This window comes from Pseudoalteromonas translucida KMM 520 (assembly GCF_001465295.1).
GTDB classification, from domain to species: Bacteria; Pseudomonadota; Gammaproteobacteria; order Enterobacterales; family Alteromonadaceae; genus Pseudoalteromonas; species Pseudoalteromonas translucida.
Genome location: NZ_CP011035.1, coordinates 617,922 through 642,831 on the forward strand (window position 1 = coordinate 617,922; position 24,910 = coordinate 642,831).

Genomic DNA, 24,910 nt, shown 5'->3' on the forward strand with positions numbered 1-24,910 from the left:
GCATGCGCTTATCACTCTTAACTACCATATATCAATTTACCCTGATCCCTTCAATACACATAACGACTAACCCCCACATAGTGACAAACGCAGCCTGCAATAACAAATAAGTGCCAAATGGCGTGGCTAAATTGGGTGTTTTTGGCGCTGTAAAATACTGTGCCTAGGCTGTAAAAAATGCCGCCGGCGAGTAGCCAATATAATGCGTTTACATTAATAACTAAGTAAAGCGGATAAATAATGGCGAGTGCAAACCAGCCCATCAGTAAGTAGGTGGCAAGGGAGACTTTTTTATTACCATTGTGAACTAAAGTTTTATACGCTACGCCAGCAAGTGCCACAGACCAAATAAAGGCGAGGGTTGCCCAAGACCAAACACCCGTTAGCGACAGGTATAAAAAGGGGGTGTAAGTACCGGCAATAAGAATATAAATAGCACAGTGATCGCACTTTTTATAAAATGCCCTGAGCCTAGGTTGTACACTGGCGTGATATAAAGTAGATGATAAAAACAAAATAAAGATGCTGGTGCTATAAATCGTTGCACTTATATAGGCTTTAGTGCTACTTGATTGATTAAACAGATCCCACATTACCCAAATAGCAAATAACACACCTATTGCATGGCTAATTACATTGAGCTGCTCTTCTTTACGCGAATAGGGCGCATTCGATGACATAACTGATCCTACCACTTTTAATTGTTTTCAGTGTACGTGTGTACGCTGAATCTTTCAATTATTATAAGCAAACATAAGGGCAAACTTTCGCTTGCTTTAAAGGCTCATTAATTCAATATGTTTTACTACAAAATAGGCTACACACTCAACTGTTACTTAAAGGAAAATTATGCAAAAAAGCTTTAAAGCAGCATTACTTAGCGCTTTAATTTACCCAGGTGCTGGGCACTTTGCGTTACAAAAGCGTTTAATAGGCGCTATTTTTGCGGGAGTATTTTCGGTTTTACTACTGTTAACTTTACAAGATGCGTATGCAATGGCGCAATGCATAGCTAATGACATAGTAAACACAAGGGGCGGTGCTAGCTTTGATGATATTTTGGCAGCAGTAAAGCACCCATCAGCGCACTGTGCAGTATTAGGGCAATACCAGTATATTTACTTAATGTTGGTTATTTGGTTTTTGAGCATAGTAGATGCTTACAGGTTAGGTAAAAAGGCGGTTAAATAAACTGCGGTATTAGCGCATAAATACAGCGTGTTATATTAACTAAAATTTAGCTGAAAAGTTAAATTAATTAGTTATATTAACCAACGCTGAATTTTATGTGCGGCTGCTACTTTGTAAATGTATTGTATAAACAATCGGTTATGATTTTAATTTAGTGTGGCACATCCCTTGAATATGTAATTGAGTCGAAACAATACACAAACAAGGAAATCCATTATGAAACATTCAATTAAAATCGCTATGGCAAGTTTATTAGTATTAGGTTCGTTGCAAGCAAAAGCAACCGAAGTTGACCTTGATGTAACTGATATGCTCACACAAACAATTACCAGCTATATATCGCAAACCACCATAGAGCTTGAAAAATCAATAAAAGACACGCTTACTTTTAATACTGAAACTATGCTAGGTAGCTGGTTAAGTGAGCCATTAATTGCCGATCTTCAAGCTGAAATTAAAACCGAAGATACCGTTAAACCAGCGCAATAATATACGCCAATTATAAGGAATAACCCTATGAGCAGTGAATTTGGATTATTTGCTTTAATGCTTGCGCCGGTTATAAGTATGATCAGTGCTTATTATTCGGTGCAATTACTTAAAAGTATGGGAGCGTGGTTTAATATTTAACGTTGGTTTAATAAAAGCTGATCGACTTAGTTAAAGCGCACGTAAATGAAGGCAGAATGTTTTAAACAAGTAGACTTTATGAAACGTGCGATTTTTCCATTACCCTTATTTATCCTTCCTGACGGTTATACGCGTTTGCGCATATTTGAACCTCGCTATTTAAATATGGTTAAAAGCGCTTTAAAAGAAAACATTGGCTTTGTGCTTTGTAGTTTTGAGCACGACACGCCATTTAATATAAGCGCCCAAGGTTGCCTAATGAACATTATTGACTTTGATCAAGATGATAATGGCATGCTGCTTATAGATGTGTGTGCTACTCAAAGTGTGCAAATAAACGATGTGTTTCAAGACGAGCAAGAACTGCGCTACGGTTTAATGTCGAACTGTAATACGCCTTATTGGTACACAGAGGCAAACAATAATATTGGCGAGCATAAACGCCTACAAGACACGCTACGCGAAGTGTTTATTAATAACCCAGAGCTTAGTTCATTATATAAACAAACCTATTTTGATGAGCTTACTTGGGTTGCTGCTCGCTGGCTTGAGCTGTTACCTATATCTATTGAGAAAAAACAGCAACTTGCGTTTGAAACTAACTTTGATAACTTACTAAGTTTCCTCCATACTGTGATTAATAACGAATTTGCCTAATTTAATTTGATCCTTATTTAATTATTGCCCGTATTTACAAGTACTAAAGCAATAACGGGATAAATTACTATGGTAAGTCAACAACAATCACTACGTTGTGAACCTAATACAGGTAAGTATACTGCCATGCCAGAAACGCCAAGTAAGGAATTGATGCAAGCATTAATTGATGTTGCACAAAGCCGCGATAAAAAAGCATTTGCTTATTTATTTGAATATTTTTCGCCAAAAATTAAACGTTTTGGTATCAAGCAATTTGGTATTGAAGCTCAAGCAATGGAGTTAGTGCAAGAAACACTAACATCGGTTTGGCGTAAAGCACATTTGTACAATAGTGACAAAGGGGCTGCGACTACTTGGGTTTATACGGTAATGCGAAACGCTTCGTTTGATATGCTGCGCAAAATGAAAAGCAATAAAGAAGAAAATATCAGCGAAGATATTTGGCCGTTATTGAACGAATCGCAAAATTCACATCACGAATACACAGATCATTTAGAAGATAAGCAAATTAAACGCTACCTTGAAAAGCTACCAGTAGCTCAGCGAGAAGTAGTACGAGGTGTTTATTTTCAAGATATGTCGCAAGAACAACTTGCGCAACAACTTAATATTCCAGTAGGCACGGTAAAATCACGGTTACGTTTAGCCTTGCAAAAATTACGTAATGAAATGGGAGATCAGCATGATTAAACATCACCCGAGTGATACCTTACTTACACAATATTGCAGTGCATCACTTAGCGCCTCGTTAAGTTTAGCAGTGTCTATACACGTAGATATGTGCCCGGTATGCCAAGCAAAAGTGACAAAGCTTGAAGCTAAGAATGCAGCCGAAGTGTTTAATGATGCATTACCAATAGAAGCAGATGCTGATACTAATGGTTATTTTGAGCAAGAAAGCTCAAGCTTATTTGATTTAATAACCAGCGATACCAGTATTGATGAAGTATACGAAGTTGAACCAATTGCTGTTGAAATAAACCAGCAAAATTATCAACTGCCGCGTGCTTTAACACGTATATCGCACAGCAAATTTACGCAAGTTGGCAAATTAGCACGCTCGCGCGTTGCCCTAGATGATGGCCCATTACGTACCAGTTTATTGCACATTGCTGCTGGTGGCGAAATACCAGAGCATACTCATACCGGATTTGAGATTACTTTGTTACTAAACGGCGAGTTTAGCGACGAAGAGGGTAGCTACGTACCGGGCGACTTTATTTGGCAAGATGGTAGCCATCAGCACACACCGGTAACAAAAGAAGGCTGTTTATGCTTTACAGTAGTCAGTAGTGCGCTACATTTTAATAAAGGGCTGAGTAAGTTACTTAACCCAATTGGTAATTTAATTTACTAATATAAACAGTTTATTAGGGATATTATGCAAGCTGATACAATTAAAATAGGCATTAGTGCCTGTTTAGCAGGCGAAAAAGTGCGTTTTGACACAGGCCATAAACGCTCAAACTTTTGTATGGATGAGTTTGCAAAGCATGTTGAATATACGCGCTTTTGCCCAGAGGTTGCGGTGGGTTTACCTATTCCAAGGCCAACTATTCGTCAAGTACGAGTAGGCGATACAATAAAAGTGTGTCGCCCTGATGGTTCTGGCGATGTTGGGCCACAACTTACTGCCTATGGTATTAAAGTAGCTACCGAACAAGCTAAAGAGTTAAGCGGCTTTGTATTTTGTGCTAAAAGCCCAAGCTGTGGTATGGAACGTATTAAAATATACAACGAAGCGGGCACTGGTAACACATCAGAAGGTGTTGGTTTTTTTGCAGAGCAAATAATGAAACACAATCCATTATTACCGTGCGAAGAAAATGGTCGCCTGAACGACATGCACTTGCGTGAAAACTTTGTAATGCGAGTGTATACATTTAAAAATTGGCAAAAATTAATACAACAACCGCTGAACGTTCATCGCTTAACCCAGTTTCATTCGCAATATAAATACTTGTTAATGGCTCATAATTATCAAGCTTACCGCGACCTAGGTCATCTGTTGGGCACGTTTTTAGGTGATGACGTAACTGAGCTTGCTGATAAGTACATTTTAGGTTTGATGAATGGCCTTAAAAAACCGGCTTCACGCAAAAATAATTGTAATACCTTAATGCACTTACAGGGCTACTTTAAAAAAGATTTATCGTCAGTCGAAAAGCAAGAGATGCGAGAAGCAATTGATGAATACAGCGAGGGTTTAGTGCCTCTTTACGTGCCACTTACTTTGTTAAAGCATCATTTAAAAGTTCACCCTAATGAGTATCTTGAAAAACAAGTGTTTTTTAATCCTTATCCTCATGAGCTAAAACTACGCTACGGTATTTAATGAACACACTATTTTGGTTTAGGCGCGATTTGCGCCTTTTTTCTAATGAGGCGCTAATTCAAGCGCTTAATAATGGCGCTAAACACGCTGTTTTTTTTATCTGCGAAAAACAATGGCAGCTGCATCAAGCCGCGCCAATACAAATTGACTTACTTAAACGTCGTATTACTTATCTGCACCAGCAACTTGCTGATCACGGTATTACCTTACACATTATTGACGCACCATACTTTACTGATTGCGAAACTCAACTCATTGATTTTTGTAAGGCTAATAATGTTCAGCAGGTAATTGCTAATACCGAGTATGAGCTAAACGAAGTAAACCGCGACAAAGCTATTTTAGCAAAGTGCGATGAGCTTTCTATTACGTTTACTTTGTACGAAGGCGATTTAATTGCCCCGGTAGGTAGCGTTAAAAACCAAAGCAATGAAATGTACAAAGTATTTACGCCATTTAAACGCGCTTGGTTAAAGCAGTACATTGAGGTGCATTTTTCTTTGCCGCAGTGGCCTGTAGAGCACGTTAGCGGCGCTGAGCAGTTAAGCACAAATGAAGCTAATTTACTCAAAGGCGATAGCAGCTCTGAAAAATGGCCTGTTGATGATAAAACATTGGCCACTGTAGTTGATAACTTTATTTGCGATAAACTAACAAGTTACGACGATCACCGTGATATTCCCAGTATTAAAGGCACCTCAGGCCTCAGCCCTTATTTAGCGTTAGGTATTATTAGTACTAAGCAATTATTAATAAATATACAGCAGCGCTACCCCGATATTTTAAGCACTTCGAAAAGCAAAACCTTTACTTGGGTTAATGAGCTTATTTGGCGTGAATTTTATAGGCATTTAATTGCGCAATTTCCAAAGCTTTCGCGTGGCGATAACTTTAACGAAAAGTATAACGCGGTAGTTTGGCGCAGTAGCGATGACGACTTTAAAGCATGGTGCGAAGGCCGCACAGGTTACCCGCTTGTTGACGCTGCCATGAGGCAATTGTTGCAAACCGGGTGGATGCATAACCGTTTACGCATGGTGGTTGCTAGCTTTTTAACTAAACACCTACTTATAGATTGGCGCAAAGGCGAGCGCTTTTTTATGCAACACCTAATAGATGGCGATTTGGCCTCTAATAATGGTGGCTGGCAGTGGGCGGCAAGTACGGGGTGCGATGCACAGCCTTACTTTAGAGTTTTTAATCCTATAAGACAAAGTGAACGCTTTGATCCAAACGGCGAATTTATTCGTAAATACATACCAGAGCTTGAAAACGTGCCAGATAAACACATTCACTTTCCACATAGTTATTTAGCCTCATTGGGGCAAAGTGGTTCGTGTTACTGGCCAGCAATTGTTGATCATAAAGCGGCGCGAGAGCGTGCCCTAGCAGCATTTAAGGTATGATATGGATAACCAGTTACCAGTAGATAAGTTTGTAGATATATATCAAAAACTTAATAATAGTAACCTTGATTTACTAAGTGAAATTTACTGCGACGATATACAATTTACCGACCCAATGCACAACATTAATGGCATTGTTGATCTGCGTAAATACTTTGCTAATTTGTATAGCAATGTTACGCATTGCCAGTTTGATATAACCGACTCGTTTAGTGTTGCCAATAGCGCCTTTGTGTATTGGAGTATGTATTATGTGCATCCTAAATTAGCCTCAGGAAACACCATTACTGTGCAGGGGCACAGTAAGCTTACATTTAACGGTGACAAAATAATTGAGCACCGCGACTATTTTAACGTAGGCGAGCTGCTGTATAAGCATATTCCTTTATTAGGCAGTGTTATTAGGCTTATAGATAAAAGGGCGGGCTAATTATGATCACACTTATTACCGGTGCTACCTCAGGTATTGGCGAGCAACTAGCAATAAAATATGCTGAGCAGGGCGATACTGTTATTGCTTGCGGTCGAAACAGTGAAAAGTTAGCTGAGCTTGCTAAGCATAACAATATTCAAACCTGCCAATTTGATGCCACAAACTTACAACAAATAAAATCGGCTACCATTGGCTTTGCTCATTTTGATCGGGTCATACTCAATGCTGGTAACTGCGAATACGTTGACGATGCACGAAATTTTGACAGCGCCTTATTTGAGCGGGTCATTAGCGTTAATTTACTGGCTATGGGGTATTGCTTAGAAGCTTTATTACCTAAAATAAATAGCGGTGGCCAGCTGGTGCTAGTCAGCTCAAGCGTAACCTACTTAGCACTACCGCGCTCAGAGGCGTATGGCGCATCTAAAGCAGGTGTAAGCTACTTGGCTAAAAGTTTAGCAATTGATTTAAATGACGTTGATGTAACCTTAGTGCATCCTGGTTTTGTTAAAACGCCTCTAACGAATAAAAATGACTTTCCTATGCCTATGGCCGTTACGGCGAAAAAAGCGGCAGACTACATGATAAAAGGCATACACAAGCGCCGTAAAGAAGTGCATTTTCCGTATCGTTTTACACTTATATTAAAAGCACTACGCATATTACCATTGCCATTGTGGCTCAAAATTGCAAAAGGACTAGCGCGTTGAAAAAAATAGCTATAATTGGCACCGGCATTTCAGGTTTAACCTGTGGGCATTTATTGCATAAGCATTACGATGTAACCCTATTTGAAAAAAACAATTATATTGGTGGCCACACGGCAACGGTTGATGTGCAAGTTAATGGCATTGAACACGCTATTGATACCGGCTTTATTGTTTTTAATAACAGAACCTACCCTTATTTTGAAAAGCTACTAGCGCGTATTGGCGTTGATAAGCAAGAAACAGAAATGAGTTTTAGTGTGCATAACGATGCCACAGGTTTTGAATACAACGGCCATACCTTTACGAGTTTATTTGCACAGCGTCGTAATATTTTTAGACCTAAATTTTGGCGTTTACTGTACGACATAGTTAGGTTTAATAAATTATGTAAAACAATACACGAGCAAGGCACCTATAAAGCAGATCATTCTTTAGGTAAGCTACTAAGTGAACATAATTTTAACGACTTTTTTAAATATCATTATATTTTACCTATGGGCGCTGCTATTTGGTCTACCAGCATTAAAGAAATGCAAAATGTGGGCGTTGAATTTTTTGTTAAGTTCTTTTTTAATCATGGCTTATTAGATGTAGTAAACAGGCCACAATGGTATGTAATACCTGGTGGTTCTCGTCAATATATTAACCCGCTAATTAGAGGCTTTGCCGACAAAATCAAGCTCAATACTGATATTAAATCAGTAACTAGAGCTGCCGATAAAGTAACCATTGTGTTTGCTAATGGTGAGCAAAGCGAGTTTGATAAAGTGATATTTGCTTGTCATTCAGATCAGGCGTTAGCGTTATTGAGCGATGCCAGCGAGCAAGAAAAGTCAGTGTTGGGCGCTATTCCTTATACCGAAAATTCAGTGGTGCTTCATACCGATACTAATTTATTACCCGACAGAAAAGCAGCCTGGGCTAGTTGGAATTATTTACTCAATAATAATACCGATAAAGCGGCTGTTGTTACGTATCAAATGAATATACTTCAAGGGTTACAGTCAGATACGCAGTTTTGTGTAACATTGAACCATCTACAAGGGATAGAAAAGAGTAAAATATTACGTGAATTTACTTACCATCACCCAGTATTTAACCAAGAGTCGATAGCCGCACAACAGCAAAAACACAGCATTGACGGGCAACACAATAGCTATTTTTGTGGTGCGTATTGGTATAACGGTTTTCACGAAGATGGTGTGCATAGTGGTGTAGATGTTGCAAAACAGCTAGGGGTTGAATTTGACTAGCGCTGTATATTTAGGCGATGTAAAACATCGCCGTTTTGCGGTTAAAAGCCATAGCTTTAGTTACCCTTTGTACATGATGTGGGTTGATTTAAATAACCCACAGCAATTAAACGATGTGCACAGCCAATTGGGCAGTTCAGGTTTTAAAGCTCTTAAATTTAACCAAGCAGACTACCTAAATAAAGACCCTCAATTAAATACCCTTTCGTTAGTAGCGCGCGCGCACAAACACCTTGCAAAGCTAGGTGTTAAACAAACCTTTAGCCATGTTTATATGCTGGGGCAATTACGCTGTTTAGGTATTTACTTTAGCCCAGTAAATTTTTATTTTTTTGGCGATAACGAAACAAAATTTAGCTACATGATTGCAGAGGTTAGCAACACACCTTGGAATGAACGCCACTATTATTTAGTTCCGTTAGAAAAAAAAGTGAACTTTAAGAAAACTTTTTCCGTATCACCTTTTATGGACTTGGACATGAACTACCACTGGCATATTCGACAAACGCAGGATAAAGCATTCATACAAATTAAAAATATACGCGACGAGCAGGTATTATTCGACGCTACACTAAGGTTAAAACGCTATGAGCTAACTGAGCAACAAGTAAGTAGGTTGCTTAAACGCTTTCCGGCAATGACCTGGTCAATTTTTAAGGGTATTTATTATCAAGCATTAAAGTTGTTTATTAAAAGAGTGCCTTTTTTAGGCCACTCAGGTAAGCCATAAAGCAAGTTGTTATGTTGTTTAGGTAGTAGAGTAATAATATAGGTGATTTTATGGAAAAAGCGACGCATTTACGTTGTCAAAATAATCGAAGCTGGCTTACTAATTTATATAAAAAAATAGTATTTAAAGCCTTTTCATCGATTGAAACAGGGAAAATAACGTTAGTTGATAATAACGAGCGTAGCACTTTTGGCGATTTATCGTCAGCTACAAAAGTAACGATTACCGTTAATAATAAAGCAATGTACAAAGCATTTTGTTTGTCGGGCAGTGTGGGCGCAGGCGAGTCTTATATTTTAGGGCAATGGTCTTGCGATAACCTAACTCAGCTGATCGAAATATTTGCAATTAATCAAAATCAATTAGATGCTTTTGAAAAAAAGTTTTCTTTTTTTAGCAATATAGCCAACCGTTTAAATCACTTAAAAAACAAAAATTCAGAATCGGGTTCGAAAAAAAATATTATTGCTCATTATGATTTGGGAAATGATTTATACGAATCGTTTTTAAGCAAAGAAATGCTGTATTCGTGTGCAGTGTATCCCGAAAAAGAAGCAACTTTAGAGCAAGCTCAACAATATAAGTTACAACGAATTTGTGAACAAGTTGAACTACAAAAAGGCGACTCGGTAATAGAAATAGGCACCGGATGGGGGGCATTTGCAATTTATGCAGCTACTCATTACGACTGCTATGTTACTACCACCACTATATCTGATGAGCAGCACGACTATGTTGCACAAAAAGTGAAGCAACTTGGGCTTGAGCATAAAATAACTTTGCTTAAATTAGACTACCGCTCACTTAAAGGGCAATACGATAAACTGGTTTCAATTGAGATGATTGAAGCGGTAGGGCACGATTACCTACCAAGCTTTTTTACTCAATGTAGTGCGTTATTAAAAGATGATGGCGCTATGCTTATTCAGGCGATTACTATTGGCGATCAGCGTTATAAACATTATTTGAAAAACTCAGATTTTATTCAGCAATATATTTTTCCTGGTGGCTGTTTGCCATCGTTAAATGAAATGAGTGAACAAATTAAAAACAATACCGATATGGTTATTCACACCGTAAACGATATTGGTGCCCATTATGCACGTACACTTGCCGATTGGCGTACGCGCTTTATACAAAGCTGGCCAGACTTAGATAGCTCTAAATTTGACGAACGTTTTTATCGCTTGTGGTTATTTTACTTTGCTTACTGCGAAGGTGCATTTAGAGCGCGTGCAACTAGTACCGTGCATTTAATGGCGCGTAAACCGCGTTTTACCAGTGTTGATGATGAAATTGCACTCGGTTATTAATTTTGTGTTGTTTCAAGCAGTGTGGTTTTTATCCTTACTGCTTGAATCAAGCTCTGTTGTGTTTAGTAGCGCTATTATTGTGTTGATGTTTTATTTATCAAAACAAAAAAAGCACGACGCATTGCTGGTTTTAGTGACTTTACCCTTGGCTTTGTTGAGCGAGTTTATTGCCGTTAAAAGTGGTTTATTAGAGTTTAAAGTATTCCCATTTCCTGCTTGGCTTGCTTTGTTGTGGCTCGCATTACTGCTTAGTATAAATACCTCAATGCGTTTTTTAACCTCACTAAAACTTTGGCAGGTATTTATTGTTTGCCTTGTGTTTGCGCCTGCAAGTTACTGGGCCGGCGCACGCTTTGAAGTGCTAAATTTAGGCCTGCCGCTATTGGCTTTTTGGTTGGTATATGGCGCTCTTTGGGCTGCTGTATTTACTTTAATTATTTTAGCTAATTTAAAACTTAAATTATTAGTTACTCGCTGATCCTCGCCTTTGCTACTCCCGTATGTTTAATTACTTATCTTAAGGGATTTACCATGAACGCTATATTTAAAATACTGTGCATTTGTTTACTCACAACGAGTTGTATTGCTGCGGCAAACATTAGCTTAACGAAAGTAGGGGATGCGCGGATGGAGTATTTATTTTGGGACGTATACGACGCCACATTATTTACTACAACGGGGGAGTATAAGTTAGGCGATAACCCGATTAAATTTAAGCTGACTTATTTGCGTGATTTTGCAGCTAAAGACATAGTAAAAGCGACCAACGAGCAATGGCAACACTTAGGTAAAAAACAGCTAACGACGCAATATAGCGATAAATTATTAGCGATGTGGCCAGATATAAAAAAAGGCGAATCGTTAACACTCGTAACAGATAAGCAAGGGCTAAGTGTTTTTTATCATAATGATAAAAAAATTGGTGAAATTAATGAGCCTGGCTTTGCCGCTGACTTTTTAGCGATTTGGCTAAGCGAAAATACCTCTGAGCCCGCACTTAGAAAACAATTATTAGGGAATTAACATGATGATTTTAAATTATGCAAAAGTGACTGTTGCTGCTCTATGCGCGCTGTTGTTGGTAAGTTGTTCTGCCCCCAATGTCGAGCATTACAATAACACCTCTCCAGAATTTGACTTTAAAACGTTTTTTAGCGGAAATTTAAAAGCCTATGGCGTTGTGCAAGATTATAAAGGTGAATTAACCCGAAAGCTCGTGGTTGACATGCACGCAAGCTGGGAGGGCAACCAGGGCGTTATAGAAGAAGATTTTATTTATGATGATGGTGAAACTCAAAAACGTATTTGGAAAGTAACACTCAATAATGACAAGAGTTTAACCGGCACTGCAGATGATGTTTTAGGCACAGCAAATGGGAAAAGTGAAGGCAGTGTATTTCATTGGAATTACGATGTTGAACTACCTTACGACGGCAGCACTTTAACGGTAAACTTTGATGATTGGATGTACTTGGTAACACAAACGCGCTTGATAAACCGTACGTCTATTGTTAAGTTTGGTATCGAAGTTGGGGAAGTTACTTTGGTTATCGAAAAAATATAGCTTATGACTCTGTGGCTTAAATTGCGTTAAAATTGCACTTAAATTAAGTCTTTGTTAACTCAACACGCTGTATTTTACCGATAATTATTTTAATTTTACGCATTTTATAAGATTTTAAGCAAAAAATGCAATTTGCTGTTGCTAACTCTTCAAAAATGCATAAAGATAGGTTTTGCGAAGGCAAAATAATAACGAATAGGAATCAAATAATGAATAAAGCTCAATTAGTTGAAAAAATTGCTACTGATGCAGAAATCTCTAAAGCCGCTGCTACACGCGCTCTTGACGCGTTTACTGGCGCTGTAACTTCTTCTTTAAAAGAAGGTGATTCAGTAGCGTTAGTTGGTTTTGGTACTTTTTCAGTTAAAGAACGTGCAGCACGTACTGGCCGTAACCCACAAACGGGTGCTGAGATCCAAATCGCAGCGGCAACTATCCCAAGCTTTAAAGCAGGTAAAGGTCTTAAAGACCAAGTAAACCTTTAATTGTAGGTTTATCTAATTAAATGAAAAGAGGGCCTTTTAGCCCTTTTTTTTATGCCTAAAATATTTGTCAGCCTTGTTAATATTACAATCACATTTAATAATTGTAATAAAGTTAATCCACCTTAATAAAGTGGATTAACTTTTAGTTATTTATTTGGCTTTTAGGGCTTTATCGCCACGGCCAATGCCAACTGCACCAGAACGTACTACTTCAATAATGTCGGTTTCGTGGCGTAGCGTATCTAAAAATGATTCAATTTTATCTGTGCTACTCACTAACTGTAGGCTATAGCTTAATCGGCCCATATCTAAAATAGTCCCTTGAAATACATCTGCTACGCGGGTAACTGCTGCGCGTGTTGTTTCGTCTTGGGCAAATACTTTAACCAATAATAGTTCACGCTCAATGTGGCTCATTTCGGTTAAATCAATAATTTTTAGTACATCAACAAGCTTGTTTACCTGTTTGGTTATTTGCTCTACTACGCGGTCATCACCCATAGTGGTAATAGTAATGCGCGATAAAGACTGATCATCCGTTGTGCCAACTGTTAGGCTGTCGATGTTATAAGCACGCTGCGAAAATAACCCTACAATACGCGACAGTGCTCCTGGTTCGTTTTCTAATAATATAGATAAAATACGACGCATTATGCTTTTACTCCTTTACGTAGCCACATCTCATCAATGCCACCAAACTTAATTTGCATTGGGTATACATGTTCTTTTTCGTCTACAAGAATGTCTAAAAACACTAAACGATCGTTAATCGACATGGCTTTATCGATAGCTGGTTGTAACTCGTCTAGGGTGTTTACTTTGATACCTACATGACCGTAGCTTTCTACTAATTTAACAAAATCAGGCAGCGACTCCATGTAAGATGATGAATGACGCCCGCCATATACCATGTCTTGCCATTGGCGCACCATGCCTAAAGAGCGATTATTTAACGACACGACTTTTACCGCTAAGTTATATTGCAAACACGTAGCTAGCTCTTGAATATTCATTTGAATAGAACCGTCGCCAGTAATACATACCGATTCTTTATCCGGAAAAGCAAGTTTTACACCCATGGCTGCAGGTAGGCCAAAGCCCATAGTGCCAAGGCCGCCTGAGTTGATCCACTGACGCGGATGTTTAAACGGGTAATACTGGGCTGCAAACATTTGATGTTGGCCAACATCAGAGCTTACATAAGCGTCGCCATTGGTTGCTTTATAAACTGCTTCAATAACGGCTTGCGGTTTAATTGCATCACCATCGGTGTTATAGCTTAAGCACTTTTGTTCGCGCCAGCTGATAATTTGACGCCACCAGTCTTCTTGGGCGCTGCGATCAATTTGAATAGGGCTTTTATCAATACCAGCTTGTAGTTGCTCTAGTACGGTTGCAAGGCAGCCAACCACTGGAATATGGGCTTTAATTGTTTTAGAAATAGACGTAGGATCAACATCTACATGCACTATGGTGGCGTTGGGGCAAAATTTTTGTACGTTATTGGTAACCCGATCATCAAAACGTGCTCCTAATGCTAAAATTACATCGGCATTAGCCATGGCTTTGTTGGCTTCAAGGGTGCCGTGCATACCTAACATGCCGACAAAGTTTGGATGCACACCTGAAATGCCACCTAGCCCCATAAGGGTATTGGTAATTGGTGCATTTAGTGACTCTACCAAGTGAGTTAATTGCTCAGAAGTGTTTGAAATTACAATTCCGCCGCCAGAGTACACTACCAGTTTTTTTGCTTCTAGGATGGCGGTAACGGCTTTGCGTATTTGTTTTGAGTGGCCTTTAGTGTTTGGGTTATAAGTTCTTAAATCGGTAGATTTAGGAAATTCATAATCAAACTTTATCTCAGGGTTTAGCATGTCTTTTGGCAGCTCTACTACCACGGGGCCTGGGCGGCCTGTGCTGGCAATATAAAAAGCTTTAGCTAAAATAGTTGGGATATCTTTTGCGCTTCTGCAGTTAAAGCTGTGCTTTACTATAGGGCGCGAACAGCCAACGATATCGGTTTCTTGAAAAGCATCATCGCCAATTAAATTGGTAGGTACTTGCCCCGATAGCACGACCATAGGAATGGAGTCCATATAGGCAGTAGCAATGCCGGTGATACAGTTTGTAGCACCTGGACCTGATGTTGCCAGTACCACGCCTACGTCGCCAGTAGCACGCGCATAGCCATCGGCCATATGTGTCGCGGCTTGCTCATGACGAACTAAAATATGCTCAATGTCGTCTTGCTGAAAAAGCGCATCGTATAAATCTAATACTGAGCCCCCGGGGTAGCCAAATATGTATTTAACCTTTAATTCTTTTAATGCCTGAACAACTAGTTCAGAACCATTATATTGTTGTTTGCTCATCCTCATTCCTCTGCCGTTATTTTTATGCATAAAAAAACCCCCGCATGGGGCGGGGGTTTTTAAAAAGCAGTATCACCTTTCAATACATCCCCGCTGGGCTTATAACTAAGACCAGTACGAGTACGACTAATAGGCGAATTGTAGTATTCATAATTAATTACTCTATTACAAAGCGTTAATACTGCTTTAAACTAAAATTGTGTATGTGGTTATTTTTAAGGGTTTTGAGAGAGTATGTCAACCGTGAAATGGCTTTTTTGCATTGTTTTTTCTCACTATGCTGTTTTTGTGCTGGGATTAGTTGTTTTTTGAAGTTTGCAAGTGGGTATAAGGAGGTTTTATGCAGTTTTATAAGTTGGTGTATTAAAAAGCCAGCAATTGCTGGCTTTTTATATCAGTACGCTTACAAGTACTTATGTATGTACTTTATACTTTATATTACAAACGGTCGATAACAGCTTGAGTAAAGTCTGTTGTACCGTGGCTGCCGCCTAAATCGCGAGTAGTACGATCGCCTGACTTAATCACATCAGCAACTGCACTTCTAATGCGCTCTGCGGTGTCGCCCATATTTAAATGCTCAAGCATTTGAATAGACGCTAAAATTACTGAAGTAGGGTTAGCTAGGTTTTTACCTGCAATATCAGGCGCACTGCCGTGTACTGCTTCGAAAATTGCAGTATCTTCGCCAATGTTAGCACCTGGTGCCATGCCTAAGCCGCCAACTAAACCAGCACATAGGTCTGATAAAATATCACCAAATAAGTTTGTGGTTACTATTACGTCAAACTCTTCTGGCGTCATTACTAGTTTCATACAGGTTGCATCAACAATCATTTCGGTTGATTCAATTTCTGGGAAACGTTCTGCAACTTCACGCGCTACTTTTAAAAATAGGCCTGATGTAGATTTTAAAATATTTGCTTTATGTACCGCTGTTACTTTTTTACGGCCTTCACGTACTGCTAGCTCGTAAGCAAACGTTACGATTTTTTCTGCGCCTTCGCGAGTAATAACAGATTTTGCTTCTGCTTCGTTACCATCTTCACTTACAATTTGACCAGCGCCAGAGTACATACCTTGGGTGTTTTCACGAATAGTAATGATATCAATATCATCATAACGCGCTTTTGTGCCTACAAACGATTTAACAGGACGTACGTTTGCGTACAAACCAAATTGCTTACGTAGTGTTACGTTTATAGAGGTAAAGCCTTCACCAACTGGCGTTGTTAAAGGACCTTTTAAGGTGATTTTGTTTTTAGCGATAGTATCGATTGTGTCTTGCGGAAGTAACTCACCTGTTTTTTCAAGTGCAGCTAGGCCAGCATCAACAAATTCATAATCAAAATCGCATCCTGCGGCTTTTAGTATTTCAAGTGCTGAGTCGATAATGCTCGGGCCGATGCCGTCGCCTTTGATCACTGTTATGGTTTGTTTGGCCATTAACTTATCCTTTAAAGAGTTTGATTTGCACATAAATTGTGGCTCCGAGGGAGCAACTGCTTGTTAGAAAATTTATGTGAACGAGCTTGAGAATTTAAGGGCGCATTTATACCAATTATTAAGTCATTTTGCCAGTTTATACTATTAATACTGGGTATAAGCGCTGCTTATAGTTAAAATAAGCAGCTTAAATACTATCAAACAAAGCTAATGTTTGAAGTTTGTCATAAAAATCGGCTTGATTGTCCCAGCCCTGGGTTATTAATTGCTGCTTAAGTGTTTGCTGTTGCCAAGGTGTTAATGCTGTTTTTGGCTTAAACACACTCTGCGCCACGACTTTAAATGCTACCCATAACTTACTTTGCTCAGTGAGTTCGTTTTTAGCTACTTGTTCGGCATCTAATAATGCAAAGGTCCATGGGTTATCACTTAAAAGCGCTGATAACTGCTGATTTAAATGCTTACTACTCATGTCCTCTATACCAAAAAATGCGCATATAGGTGTATCGGATGATTTATTGGGTGTGTGCGCTATGGGCGTTTTTCTTGAAAGTTGCGTACTGCAATGTATTAATAAGTAATGTGTGTAAGCATATAAAGGCAAACAAATGTGCTCAAACTGATATTGCTTATTATTATAGACTAATAGTTTCATTATATCGACCATACACTTGAGTCGATTAACTAAAAAAGCATGTAAAGGATGGGGAATAGCAAAAACCAATTGCTCAAATACCACGCGCTGTATAATAGCTGGGGCATGATTGTAGCCAACCATAGACAAACTATGCTTTAAATTTTTAGCGGCTTGATGCTCTTTGTTGTATGGTTTAACTGCTTGGCATAAACGCTTAATAACATTAGGGTGTGGGGCTAATAAAGTATTTATATTATTAAAACTATACTCTTGCTGCAGTTTAATAAGCCCAATGAGATCATATAATGTGTTTTGGGTGCTGGGGATTACGGCTTTTATATTTACATATTCAGTATCCCACACTTTATAAAGTATGCGTTTATCAGTGCATTGCCATTGTACAGCGTTGTCGGTAAGTGTTGCTTTTACACGGTACCAGACTATTTTGTTCTTTAAGCATTTAATCAGTATGTGGCGTTGCTGAACATCGGTTGCTAAATAAATCATTGCTTGTTCGGCATATAAAATTCGGCTCCCGGGGAGCAAAGGGCCAATATGCGCAATTAATGATTTTAAGAGTCGCTGAGCAAATAAATTGGGGGTTCGCAAATATAAGTCGCCTATTGCTCTATAAAAATTTATTTGCTGATTTGCCGCATTACACGTGAGGTTAACCGCCAAAATATTAGCTAACGCCACAATTATTGTGCCGCCATCGTATAACATTATTTTAGGGGTGCTTACTAAGGCGTGTTTATATTTACTTAATTTAGCTAATACTTGAGTAATACTATAGGCAGGTTGTTTTGCGGTTAGTAATACGCGCGCTGCGAGTTTGTGGCGTAATTGCCATATTTGGCTTTCGGTACTGGTAAACGCTATTTGTTTGGATAATTTATTAAGTTGAGCGCCTACGCACAAATGCTCAATTAATGACGCACTAATATACAACTCACTTAGTTCGTCATCGTAATCTTGGCTTACACACAGTGCTGTTGTTAAAATACATTGGCTAACTATAAGGTTAGTAGCAAAGTCGTACTGGGTTTTATAAAGCATGAGTTGTGCTTGTAGAGCACATGGGTTTTGCTTATAAAGGGTCCGGTATTGCTCTGCAAGTTTGCACACTAGCGGATAAAAGGTAGGCCATTGGTTTTTATTATTGTACGAAGCTAAAAATAACTGCGTATGCTCGAGCAACCTTTTTAGCTTTATTGATACAGGCTCATCCATTATGCCGTTTCCCTAACCTGGTTTTAGATATTGATCGTAAGCACTGGGACCCCATAAAATGAGCTGCCCGTTTTTAAATAATAAGCCGGTACATTCATCTATAGTAGTAATACCGTCAGATGTTTTATGCTGAGTACGATAAAAAACAATTTGCCATACTTGGTCCTCATCACGCTTAGCAAAGGTAAGATCTGGGCTACCTAAATATTCGAGTACACTATTGAGGGTTGCAGTGTCTTCTATTTTTAGCTTTTCGATATAGCGTTTATTATAGGCTTCTCTGTCTTGCCAAATCATAGCTTGTGGATCATCTTTATAAAAAACGATCACTAACGTGGCTATTAGCGCATAAAGCCCTAAACCTAAAATTAAATATCTAAAAAACTTTTTGAACATTACTTACTCTACTAACCATCACTGCTAATAGTATACGTATTGTCGTACGGCAGTGCTATTAACTTGCGACTAATTAAGCCTTAACTGCTTTAAACTAAAGCCTAAGTTTATATCGGTGCGTAAACTAACCAGTTGTTTTGAAATAACATACATATCCATATTTTCAGTTAGTTTTTTACGTAAACTGTCACTAAGGGCATCGTCTTTGAGTGCAACCTCGACAGAGCTATAGTTATTAACCAGTAGTTGCGCCGATTTAGTGCCTATGCCTTTCACGCCCGGAATATCATTGGTTTTATCGCCAGCAAGTGCCCAAAACTCAACTAGTTTTTTTTGCTCAACGCCAAAGCGTTGCTTAATACTATCTTGGTCTAAGTAATACTTTTTAAAATAATCATATACAGTTATATGCTCATTTAAAAAAGGTAAAAAGCCTTTATCAGTTGAGACAACCACACTGCTGATATTGTTATGTGCTGCCTTATTTGCCAGGGTTGCAATAATATCATCAGCTTCATCGTTTATTGGTTCAAACACTACAATACCGGTTTCTTCAATGGCGGCTTTAAATTGCGCTAACGCATCTTTTAGTATTTGCGGCATAGGGGCACGGGAGTGTTTGTAATCTTTATAAAAATGATAGCGCCAACTTTTATCTCCATCAAATACGGCAATGGCATGGGTTGCTTTAGTGCTGTTTAAAAGTTTTGAGCAGGCATGCGCTACACGCGCGCAGCTTGCTTTTAGCATTTGCTCGTCACTGTGATGCTTTTGATTCGCGTCTACCGCGTAAATGCGCCTAATTAAATTAAGCGCATCAATAAGTAATAAGTGGGGTTTCAATACAGAACTCACGCCTTGATTGTGTAGCAGGGAACATATTTACTGCCGGGCAGTTTCATTCTTCCCTCGTCAACATAAGCTTGTAATAACTTATCCATTGCTTTCATTAAACTAGGCTCGCCACTTAGAATATAGGGCCCATGTTGTTTAATTGCTTTTACGCCTTCTTCTTTGACATTACCGGCAACAATGCCCGAAAATGCGCGGCGTAAATTTGCAGCTAATAACTGTTTTGGTTGATCTAGATGCAAGTCTAAGTTCGCCATTTGTTCATGTGATGGTATAAACGGCTGTTGAAAGTCATTTTCTATTTTTAATGTCCAGTTAAAATAGTAAGCATCGCCTTGGCTTTTACGATAGTCGCGAACATTAGCCATGGTCGACTTTAATTTTTGCGCTACTAATTGTGGGTTATCTATAATAACTTCAAATTTACTGAGCGCTTCTACACCTAGTGTCATTTCAATAAAGTGGCACAGCTCTTTAAAATAGGCTTCACTTTGTTTTGGTCCTGTTAAAATAACCGGTAGGCACTGCTTGTCATTCTCTGGGTGTAATAATATCCCTAATAAATAAAGAAACTCTTCAGCAGTACCGGCGCCACCAGGAAAAATAATGATAGCGTGCGCAGTGCGTATAAAGGCTTCTAAACGTTTTTCTATGTCGGGTAAAATGACTAATTCATTTACAATTGGGTTAGGCGGCTCTGCTGCAATAATGCTGGGCTCGGTTAATCCTAAATAACGATTGTTTTTAATTCGCTGCTTGGCGTGGCCAATAGTAGCGCCTTTCATTGGGCCTTTCATAGCGCCAGGGCCACAGCCTGTACAAATGTTTAAGCCGCGCAGGCCCAGCTCATAACCTACTTGTTTGGTATATTTATACTCAACTTCACTAATAGAATGCCCGCCCCAACATACAATCATGCTTGGTTCGCTGTTTACTTTTAGTGCATCGGCATTTCTGAGCATATCAAAAACCATGTGGGTAATGGCTTTTTGTTCTTTAAGATCTTTTTCGTATTTTTGACATATAAATAAAATATCGCGGATCACAGAAAATATATGTTCGTGAATACCGGTAATAATTTCACCATCAACAAATGCGGTATCAGGTGCGTTAATTAGTTCTATTTTTATGCCGCGCTCACGGCTAACTAAACGAATATCAAAGTCTTGGTATTTATCGTAGATGTCGCTACTTTCATCTGTATGGCTGCCTACGTTGAGGACGGCAAGCGCGCAGTTTCTAAATAATCGATAGCGTTCACTAGCGGAAGATTGCTCTAATAAATCAACTTCTAATTGCGACAGTAAATCTAAAACCCCAGTTGGGTTTAACTGTATTAACATCGGCATTCTCCTTGCTGTTTAATACCAATTGAATGCAAGTGTTGATTGTTCTAGCAGGTTAAGCTCATTAAGGGCACTTGAACTTATATAAGTAATATATAAGGCGGCGTACTTTTTTAGAGCGGTTGCTATAATTAACGACTCATTTAATACAATTGGCATAAAATGTAAAAAACTAGCTAGTTATAAAACTCAAAAAAATTGAGCTAAATAACATTATTTACGTATACACAGGCGATCCCGACCTGCGTTTTTGGCTTCGTATAAAGCATCGTCTGCTCTATCAAATGCCTTTAATAATGTGTCACCTTGTTTAAACTGAGTTGCGCCAAGTGACACTGTAATTTCTATTTGCTTATCTTTAAACTTAAACGGGATCTTTTTTATATTCTTTTTAAGCTTTTCGAGTTGTGGAATGGCATGCTCTAAAGAGGTGCCTGGCATTAAGAGTACAAATTCTTCGCCGCCATAACGCGCTATAAAGTCTGTTTTATCTATCGACTTTTGCAAGGCTTTAGCAATAACTTGTAGCGTAATATCTCCAGCCGTATGACCAAACCTGTCGTTTATTGACTTAAAATAATCTACGTCTATTACCGCTAGAGTAACATCGGATGCTTGCACATTAAATAAGTGCATTTCGTGATTATACCGCTCATCGAAGGCGGCCCGGTTTGGCAGTTTGGTTAGGCTATCGAGCAGGCTTTGAAAACGTTGATCGTTAAGACGCTTTTTATATTTGGTGAGTTTATTTTCTAAGCTGCCAATACGATTATTTATTTTATCAAAGCTGGTTATAAGTACTTTGCGATCTTTGCGTTCAAGTTCTTCTTTGGCAATAAAATCTTCACCGAGGGACTTTAGTTCATGATCAACCAATTTTCTTAACGATGAAATTGAGGTGGTACACTTGGTTTGCTCATTAAGATTATTAATTTTAGTTTTTATACGTTTATTTAATGCGTCAAACTCAATCCCCATAGATTCGGAATGTTTACTGGTCGAAAAAATCGAATGGTGTAACTCTTCTAAGGTTTTATTTAAAGACACTAAAAAACTTTGCGCTGATTGGCGCTCGTTATTAATATTTTTTACAATAATACTAATAATTTCAATTGCGGCAGCGAGTAAGTCATCTACTGTATTACTTTGTAAAATGGCAGTTCTTATTGATTGAATTTGCTCTGCAGCTTCATCTTCAAGTACCAGCTGGTGGGCAAGTTCTAATAACTTTTTAGCAATTACTGGAGTGTCGGTATGTTGCTCTGCGGGTATTGCATTAAATTTAGTCTGTAACGCTTGGTTATAAATAGTAATTAATTGATTTAATAGCGGTATAAAACCATGGGTTGACTGAACGTTGTCAAGTTCATTATCTAACAAGTTACGCAGCGCTCTACGTGTGTCGTCAGGTAAGCCATTGGTTTTTTGTAATTGCTTGCCAGCATTTTTTACACTTGTGCGTAAATCTCGCTGATGGGCGAGTTGAGTGGCTTCTTGGCTTTTTAAAAGTACTAAAATATCATTAATTAACGGCGATAAGTGCTCAAAGCTAACCCCTTTATTAAGGGCGCTTCTAAATTTAGCTAGACGATTATCTAATTCAATATCAAGACCCTTACAGCTTAAAGACAATTTAGCTGCAAAATTTGACAGAGTGTCTACTTGAGTTTTCCTTGCGCTCTCAATTACTATTCGTTGTTCAATAGCTTGTTTGAGTTTTTTGTCCATAGAATTAGATTTATCAGGCACCTAAACATACCGCCATTGTGTTAATTAGTATCAGTTAAGTTTACAACAAATTTATATTAAGTGTAGTTATCTCATTAAAAACTTTGCATTTTAATAAGATATTGTCAATAAACGTATCTAAAAGTCTATTTATCGCTTTTAATTCACTTTTAAATAGCGCCTTGTTAGTCTTCTTTACACACTAAGTTATCTTTATGAGCCATTATGAAAAAGCTATTAGCGCTGTCTATTTTAGCCGCATGTTCTGCCCCTACGTTTGCTGATGTAAATTATTCATTAAACATTTCTGAGCCACAGCATCACTTAGGTAATGTTACGGTAGAGTTTCCTAAAACGGCACAAGCGCATTTAGACATTAAATTACCTGCATGGCGCACTGGGCGTTACGAAATATTAAATTTAGCCAATGGGGTGCGTTACTTTGATGCAAAAGACAGTGCGGGTAACACCCTAAAGTGGGAAAAAATTGATCACAGCACTTGGCGTGTACACTTAAATAAGCCAACTAAAGTGAACTTAGAATATCAAGTATACGCAAATGAGCTTGGCAAGCGTGCGCGTCATATTGATGATAGCCATGCATTTATTGATGCATCAGGCTTTTTTATGTTTAGTGACTCATTTCGACAAGAGCCCGTTACGGTTAATTTAGAGGTGCCTAAACAGTGGCGATCTGTTTCTGGAATGAAAAATAACAAAGGTAAAAATACATTTAAGGCGGCAGATTATGACGTACTTGTAGATTCACCAATCGAGACAGGTATTAACCAATTACACACCTTTAAAGTTGATGGCCGTGAATACGATTTAGTTATATGGGGTGATGGTAATTATGATGTAGAGCTCATGCTAACTGATCTAAAAAAATTAGTGGCTACTGGCAATGTAATTTGGGACGGCTACCCGTATGAACGTTATGTATTTATGGTGCATGCAACATCGGGAGCGGGTGGTGCTACTGAGCATTTAAATTCGACTATTATTCAGCGTCCGCGAGACCGATTTGCTAAACGCGAAGATTACTTAGCCTTTATAAGCACTGCGGCACATGAGTTTATTCATACTTGGAACGTTAAAGCATACCGTCCAGCGGGCCTAACACCTTACGATTACACCAATATGAATTACTCTAAATTACTCTGGATAGCAGAGGGCTCAACCAGCTATTTTGAAGATCATTTATTAGTGCGTTCAGGTATTCAAAGCACTGATGAGTTTTTTAATCTACTGAGTAAAACAATTAATCGTCACTTACAAACACCAGGTCGCGAAGTACAAAGCGCCAGCGAAACCAGCTTTGATAAGTGGATAAATCAAGGTGGGGATCACGCGCGTAATTACTCAACTAATATTTATTCAGAAGGCTCATTGTTATCACTTGCTTTAGATATTGATTTACTAGAAAAAAGCCAAGGTAAAATCAGTTATCGCGATGTACACAAGGCACTTTATAAGCAACATAAATTACCTGCAGGTTTTACTTCTTTAGATGTACTCAATATTTTAAAAGACCTAACCGGGCGTGATTATAACACTTGGTGGCAAGCTAATGTTGACTCGCCAGCCGCACTAAATTTTGACGAGTTACTCAATAAAGTAGGTTTAACATTTGAGCGTCCAGAAAAAGCGAAAGCCTTAGCGAGTATAGATGCTGTGGCAAAAAATACTGGCCAACTCCTTACGCTTTCGCATGTTAAACGCGGCGGCAGTGCATGGCAGGCAGGCTTAACAACAGATGATAAAATTGTTGCTATTAATAAGCATCACGTTGGCAAGGATTTAACCAGCAGCCTAGAAATGTATAAAGCAGGGGATAAAATTACAATTGATTATATTCGCCGCGATGCACTTGCTAGCACCAGCTTAGTTTTATCAGAAGATTTTGATAAACCTAAAAAGGTGATTGTTAATAAGCAAGCATCGAGTGAACAAAAAGCGTTGTTTAAGGCATGGATAGGTGTTGAATATCCTAATAACGCTAAAAAAGATTAACATTAATGAGTTAAAAATTAATAACTAAAAGGAGCAAGGGCTCCTTTTTATTTTTACACTCTTATATTGCCACATTACCTAAAAGCGTTAAGCTTGCTTTTTAAGTTATATACGAGCTGATAAGCTAAGTAATTAATCTCATCAGCATTTATTCCCTCCTTTAAGTGTTAATTT

Annotated in this window: 26 protein-coding genes; 17 read left to right on the forward strand and 9 right to left on the reverse strand. The window is 38.5% G+C overall.

From position 1 onward, the window contains the following. Positions 1–50: 50 nt before the first annotated feature. Complete coding sequence (gene trhA, locus PTRA_RS18195) at positions 51–680, reverse strand: PAQR family membrane homeostasis protein TrhA (RefSeq protein WP_058375041.1); 630 nt, start codon at positions 678–680, stop codon at positions 51–53. A 169-nt stretch (positions 681–849) separates the two neighbouring features. On the opposite strand from trhA, the gene PTRA_RS18200 reads away from it, so the two are divergent. From PTRA_RS18200 to PTRA_RS18275, 16 genes are all read left to right on the forward strand, one after another. Next, positions 850–1,191: a hypothetical protein gene (locus PTRA_RS18200; RefSeq protein ID WP_058375042.1), complete on the forward strand. Its 342-nt coding sequence runs from the start codon at positions 850–852 to the stop codon at positions 1,189–1,191. A 216-nt stretch (positions 1,192–1,407) separates the two neighbouring features. Beyond that, the gene (locus tag PTRA_RS18205; RefSeq protein WP_058375043.1) at positions 1,408–1,680 is read left to right on the forward strand and encodes a hypothetical protein; all 273 of its coding nucleotides are present in this window, start codon (positions 1,408–1,410) and stop codon (positions 1,678–1,680) included. Positions 1,681–1,899: 219 nt separating this feature from the next. Then, on the forward strand, positions 1,900–2,478 hold the full coding sequence (locus PTRA_RS18210) for an LON peptidase substrate-binding domain-containing protein (protein WP_058375170.1): 579 nt from the start codon (positions 1,900–1,902) through the stop codon (positions 2,476–2,478). A 69-nt stretch (positions 2,479–2,547) separates the two neighbouring features. Beyond that, a complete protein-coding gene (locus tag PTRA_RS18215; RefSeq protein WP_058375044.1) occupies positions 2,548–3,171 on the forward strand; it encodes a sigma-70 family RNA polymerase sigma factor in 624 nt (207 codons plus the stop codon). Beyond that, positions 3,164–3,838: a ChrR family anti-sigma-E factor gene (locus PTRA_RS18220; RefSeq protein WP_058375045.1), complete on the forward strand. Its 675-nt coding sequence runs from the start codon at positions 3,164–3,166 to the stop codon at positions 3,836–3,838. Before PTRA_RS18215 ends, PTRA_RS18220 begins: the two co-directional genes overlap by 8 nt. Before the next feature lie 24 nt (positions 3,839–3,862). After that, positions 3,863–4,816: a YbgA family protein gene (locus tag PTRA_RS18225; RefSeq protein ID WP_058375046.1), complete on the forward strand. Its 954-nt coding sequence runs from the start codon at positions 3,863–3,865 to the stop codon at positions 4,814–4,816. After that, on the forward strand, positions 4,816–6,222 hold the full coding sequence (phrB, locus tag PTRA_RS18230; RefSeq protein ID WP_058375047.1) for a deoxyribodipyrimidine photo-lyase: 1,407 nt from the start codon (positions 4,816–4,818) through the stop codon (positions 6,220–6,222). Before PTRA_RS18225 ends, phrB begins: the two co-directional genes overlap by 1 nt. 1 nt (position 6,223) lies before the next feature. Then, a complete protein-coding gene (locus PTRA_RS18235) occupies positions 6,224–6,652 on the forward strand; it encodes a nuclear transport factor 2 family protein (protein ID WP_058375048.1) in 429 nt (142 codons plus the stop codon). 2 nt (positions 6,653–6,654) lie between these two features. After that, positions 6,655–7,365 carry an SDR family NAD(P)-dependent oxidoreductase gene (locus PTRA_RS18240; protein WP_058375049.1) on the forward strand — a complete coding sequence of 237 codons (711 nt, stop codon included), beginning with the start codon at positions 6,655–6,657 and terminating at the stop codon, positions 7,363–7,365. Then, the gene (locus PTRA_RS18245) at positions 7,362–8,618 is read left to right on the forward strand and encodes an NAD(P)/FAD-dependent oxidoreductase (protein ID WP_058375050.1); all 1,257 of its coding nucleotides are present in this window, start codon (positions 7,362–7,364) and stop codon (positions 8,616–8,618) included. The genes PTRA_RS18240 and PTRA_RS18245 overlap by 4 nt, the downstream gene beginning before the upstream one ends. Then, the gene (locus PTRA_RS18250; RefSeq protein ID WP_058375051.1) at positions 8,611–9,348 is read left to right on the forward strand and encodes a DUF1365 domain-containing protein; all 738 of its coding nucleotides are present in this window, start codon (positions 8,611–8,613) and stop codon (positions 9,346–9,348) included. Before PTRA_RS18245 ends, PTRA_RS18250 begins: the two co-directional genes overlap by 8 nt. A gap of 50 nt (positions 9,349–9,398) precedes the next feature. Beyond that, a complete protein-coding gene (locus PTRA_RS18255) occupies positions 9,399–10,661 on the forward strand; it encodes an SAM-dependent methyltransferase (RefSeq protein ID WP_058375052.1) in 1,263 nt (420 codons plus the stop codon). Next, positions 10,639–11,139 carry a DUF2878 domain-containing protein gene (locus PTRA_RS18260; protein ID WP_058375053.1) on the forward strand — a complete coding sequence of 167 codons (501 nt, stop codon included), beginning with the start codon at positions 10,639–10,641 and terminating at the stop codon, positions 11,137–11,139. The genes PTRA_RS18255 and PTRA_RS18260 overlap by 23 nt, the downstream gene beginning before the upstream one ends. A gap of 53 nt (positions 11,140–11,192) precedes the next feature. Beyond that, entirely contained in the window at positions 11,193–11,684 is a 492-nt protein-coding gene (locus PTRA_RS18265; protein WP_058375054.1) for a chalcone isomerase family protein, read from the forward strand. 1 nt (position 11,685) lies between these two features. Further along, complete coding sequence (locus PTRA_RS18270) at positions 11,686–12,225, forward strand: DUF3833 domain-containing protein (protein ID WP_058375055.1); 540 nt, start codon at positions 11,686–11,688, stop codon at positions 12,223–12,225. Positions 12,226–12,434: 209 nt separating this feature from the next. Next, positions 12,435–12,710 carry an HU family DNA-binding protein gene (locus tag PTRA_RS18275; RefSeq protein ID WP_008166804.1) on the forward strand — a complete coding sequence of 92 codons (276 nt, stop codon included), beginning with the start codon at positions 12,435–12,437 and terminating at the stop codon, positions 12,708–12,710. Between the two features lie 150 nt (positions 12,711–12,860). Here PTRA_RS18275 and ilvN read toward each other — a convergent pair whose 3' ends face one another. The 8 genes from ilvN to PTRA_RS18315 form a co-directional block, all read right to left on the reverse strand. Continuing rightward, on the reverse strand, positions 12,861–13,361 hold the full coding sequence (gene ilvN, locus PTRA_RS18280; RefSeq protein WP_011330087.1) for an acetolactate synthase small subunit: 501 nt from the start codon (positions 13,359–13,361) through the stop codon (positions 12,861–12,863). Continuing rightward, positions 13,361–15,085: an acetolactate synthase 3 large subunit gene (locus tag PTRA_RS18285; RefSeq protein WP_011330088.1), complete on the reverse strand. Its 1,725-nt coding sequence runs from the start codon at positions 15,083–15,085 to the stop codon at positions 13,361–13,363. The genes ilvN and PTRA_RS18285 overlap by 1 nt, the downstream gene beginning before the upstream one ends. A 438-nt stretch (positions 15,086–15,523) precedes the next feature. Beyond that, complete coding sequence (locus PTRA_RS18290) at positions 15,524–16,531, reverse strand: isocitrate dehydrogenase (protein WP_011330089.1); 1,008 nt, start codon at positions 16,529–16,531, stop codon at positions 15,524–15,526. Between the two features lie 187 nt (positions 16,532–16,718). After that, the gene (locus PTRA_RS18295; protein WP_058375056.1) at positions 16,719–18,401 is read right to left on the reverse strand and encodes a hypothetical protein; all 1,683 of its coding nucleotides are present in this window, start codon (positions 18,399–18,401) and stop codon (positions 16,719–16,721) included. A gap of 12 nt (positions 18,402–18,413) precedes the next feature. Then, positions 18,414–18,797: a DUF3192 domain-containing protein gene (locus PTRA_RS18300; RefSeq protein ID WP_011330091.1), complete on the reverse strand. Its 384-nt coding sequence runs from the start codon at positions 18,795–18,797 to the stop codon at positions 18,414–18,416. A gap of 69 nt (positions 18,798–18,866) precedes the next feature. Then, positions 18,867–19,640 carry a flap endonuclease Xni gene (xni, locus tag PTRA_RS18305; protein ID WP_058375057.1) on the reverse strand — a complete coding sequence of 258 codons (774 nt, stop codon included), beginning with the start codon at positions 19,638–19,640 and terminating at the stop codon, positions 18,867–18,869. A gap of 8 nt (positions 19,641–19,648) precedes the next feature. Continuing rightward, positions 19,649–20,992: a nucleotide 5'-monophosphate nucleosidase PpnN gene (gene ppnN, locus PTRA_RS18310; protein ID WP_058375058.1), complete on the reverse strand. Its 1,344-nt coding sequence runs from the start codon at positions 20,990–20,992 to the stop codon at positions 19,649–19,651. 216 nt (positions 20,993–21,208) lie between these two features. Further along, positions 21,209–22,723, reverse strand: a complete 1,515-nt coding sequence (locus PTRA_RS18315; RefSeq protein ID WP_083497566.1) for a GGDEF domain-containing protein — start codon at positions 22,721–22,723, stop codon at positions 21,209–21,211. Between the two features lie 225 nt (positions 22,724–22,948). On the opposite strand from PTRA_RS18315, the gene PTRA_RS18320 reads away from it, so the two are divergent. After that, positions 22,949–24,736 carry a M61 family metallopeptidase gene (locus PTRA_RS18320; protein ID WP_058375060.1) on the forward strand — a complete coding sequence of 596 codons (1,788 nt, stop codon included), beginning with the start codon at positions 22,949–22,951 and terminating at the stop codon, positions 24,734–24,736. The last annotated feature ends 174 nt before the right edge of the window (positions 24,737–24,910 follow it).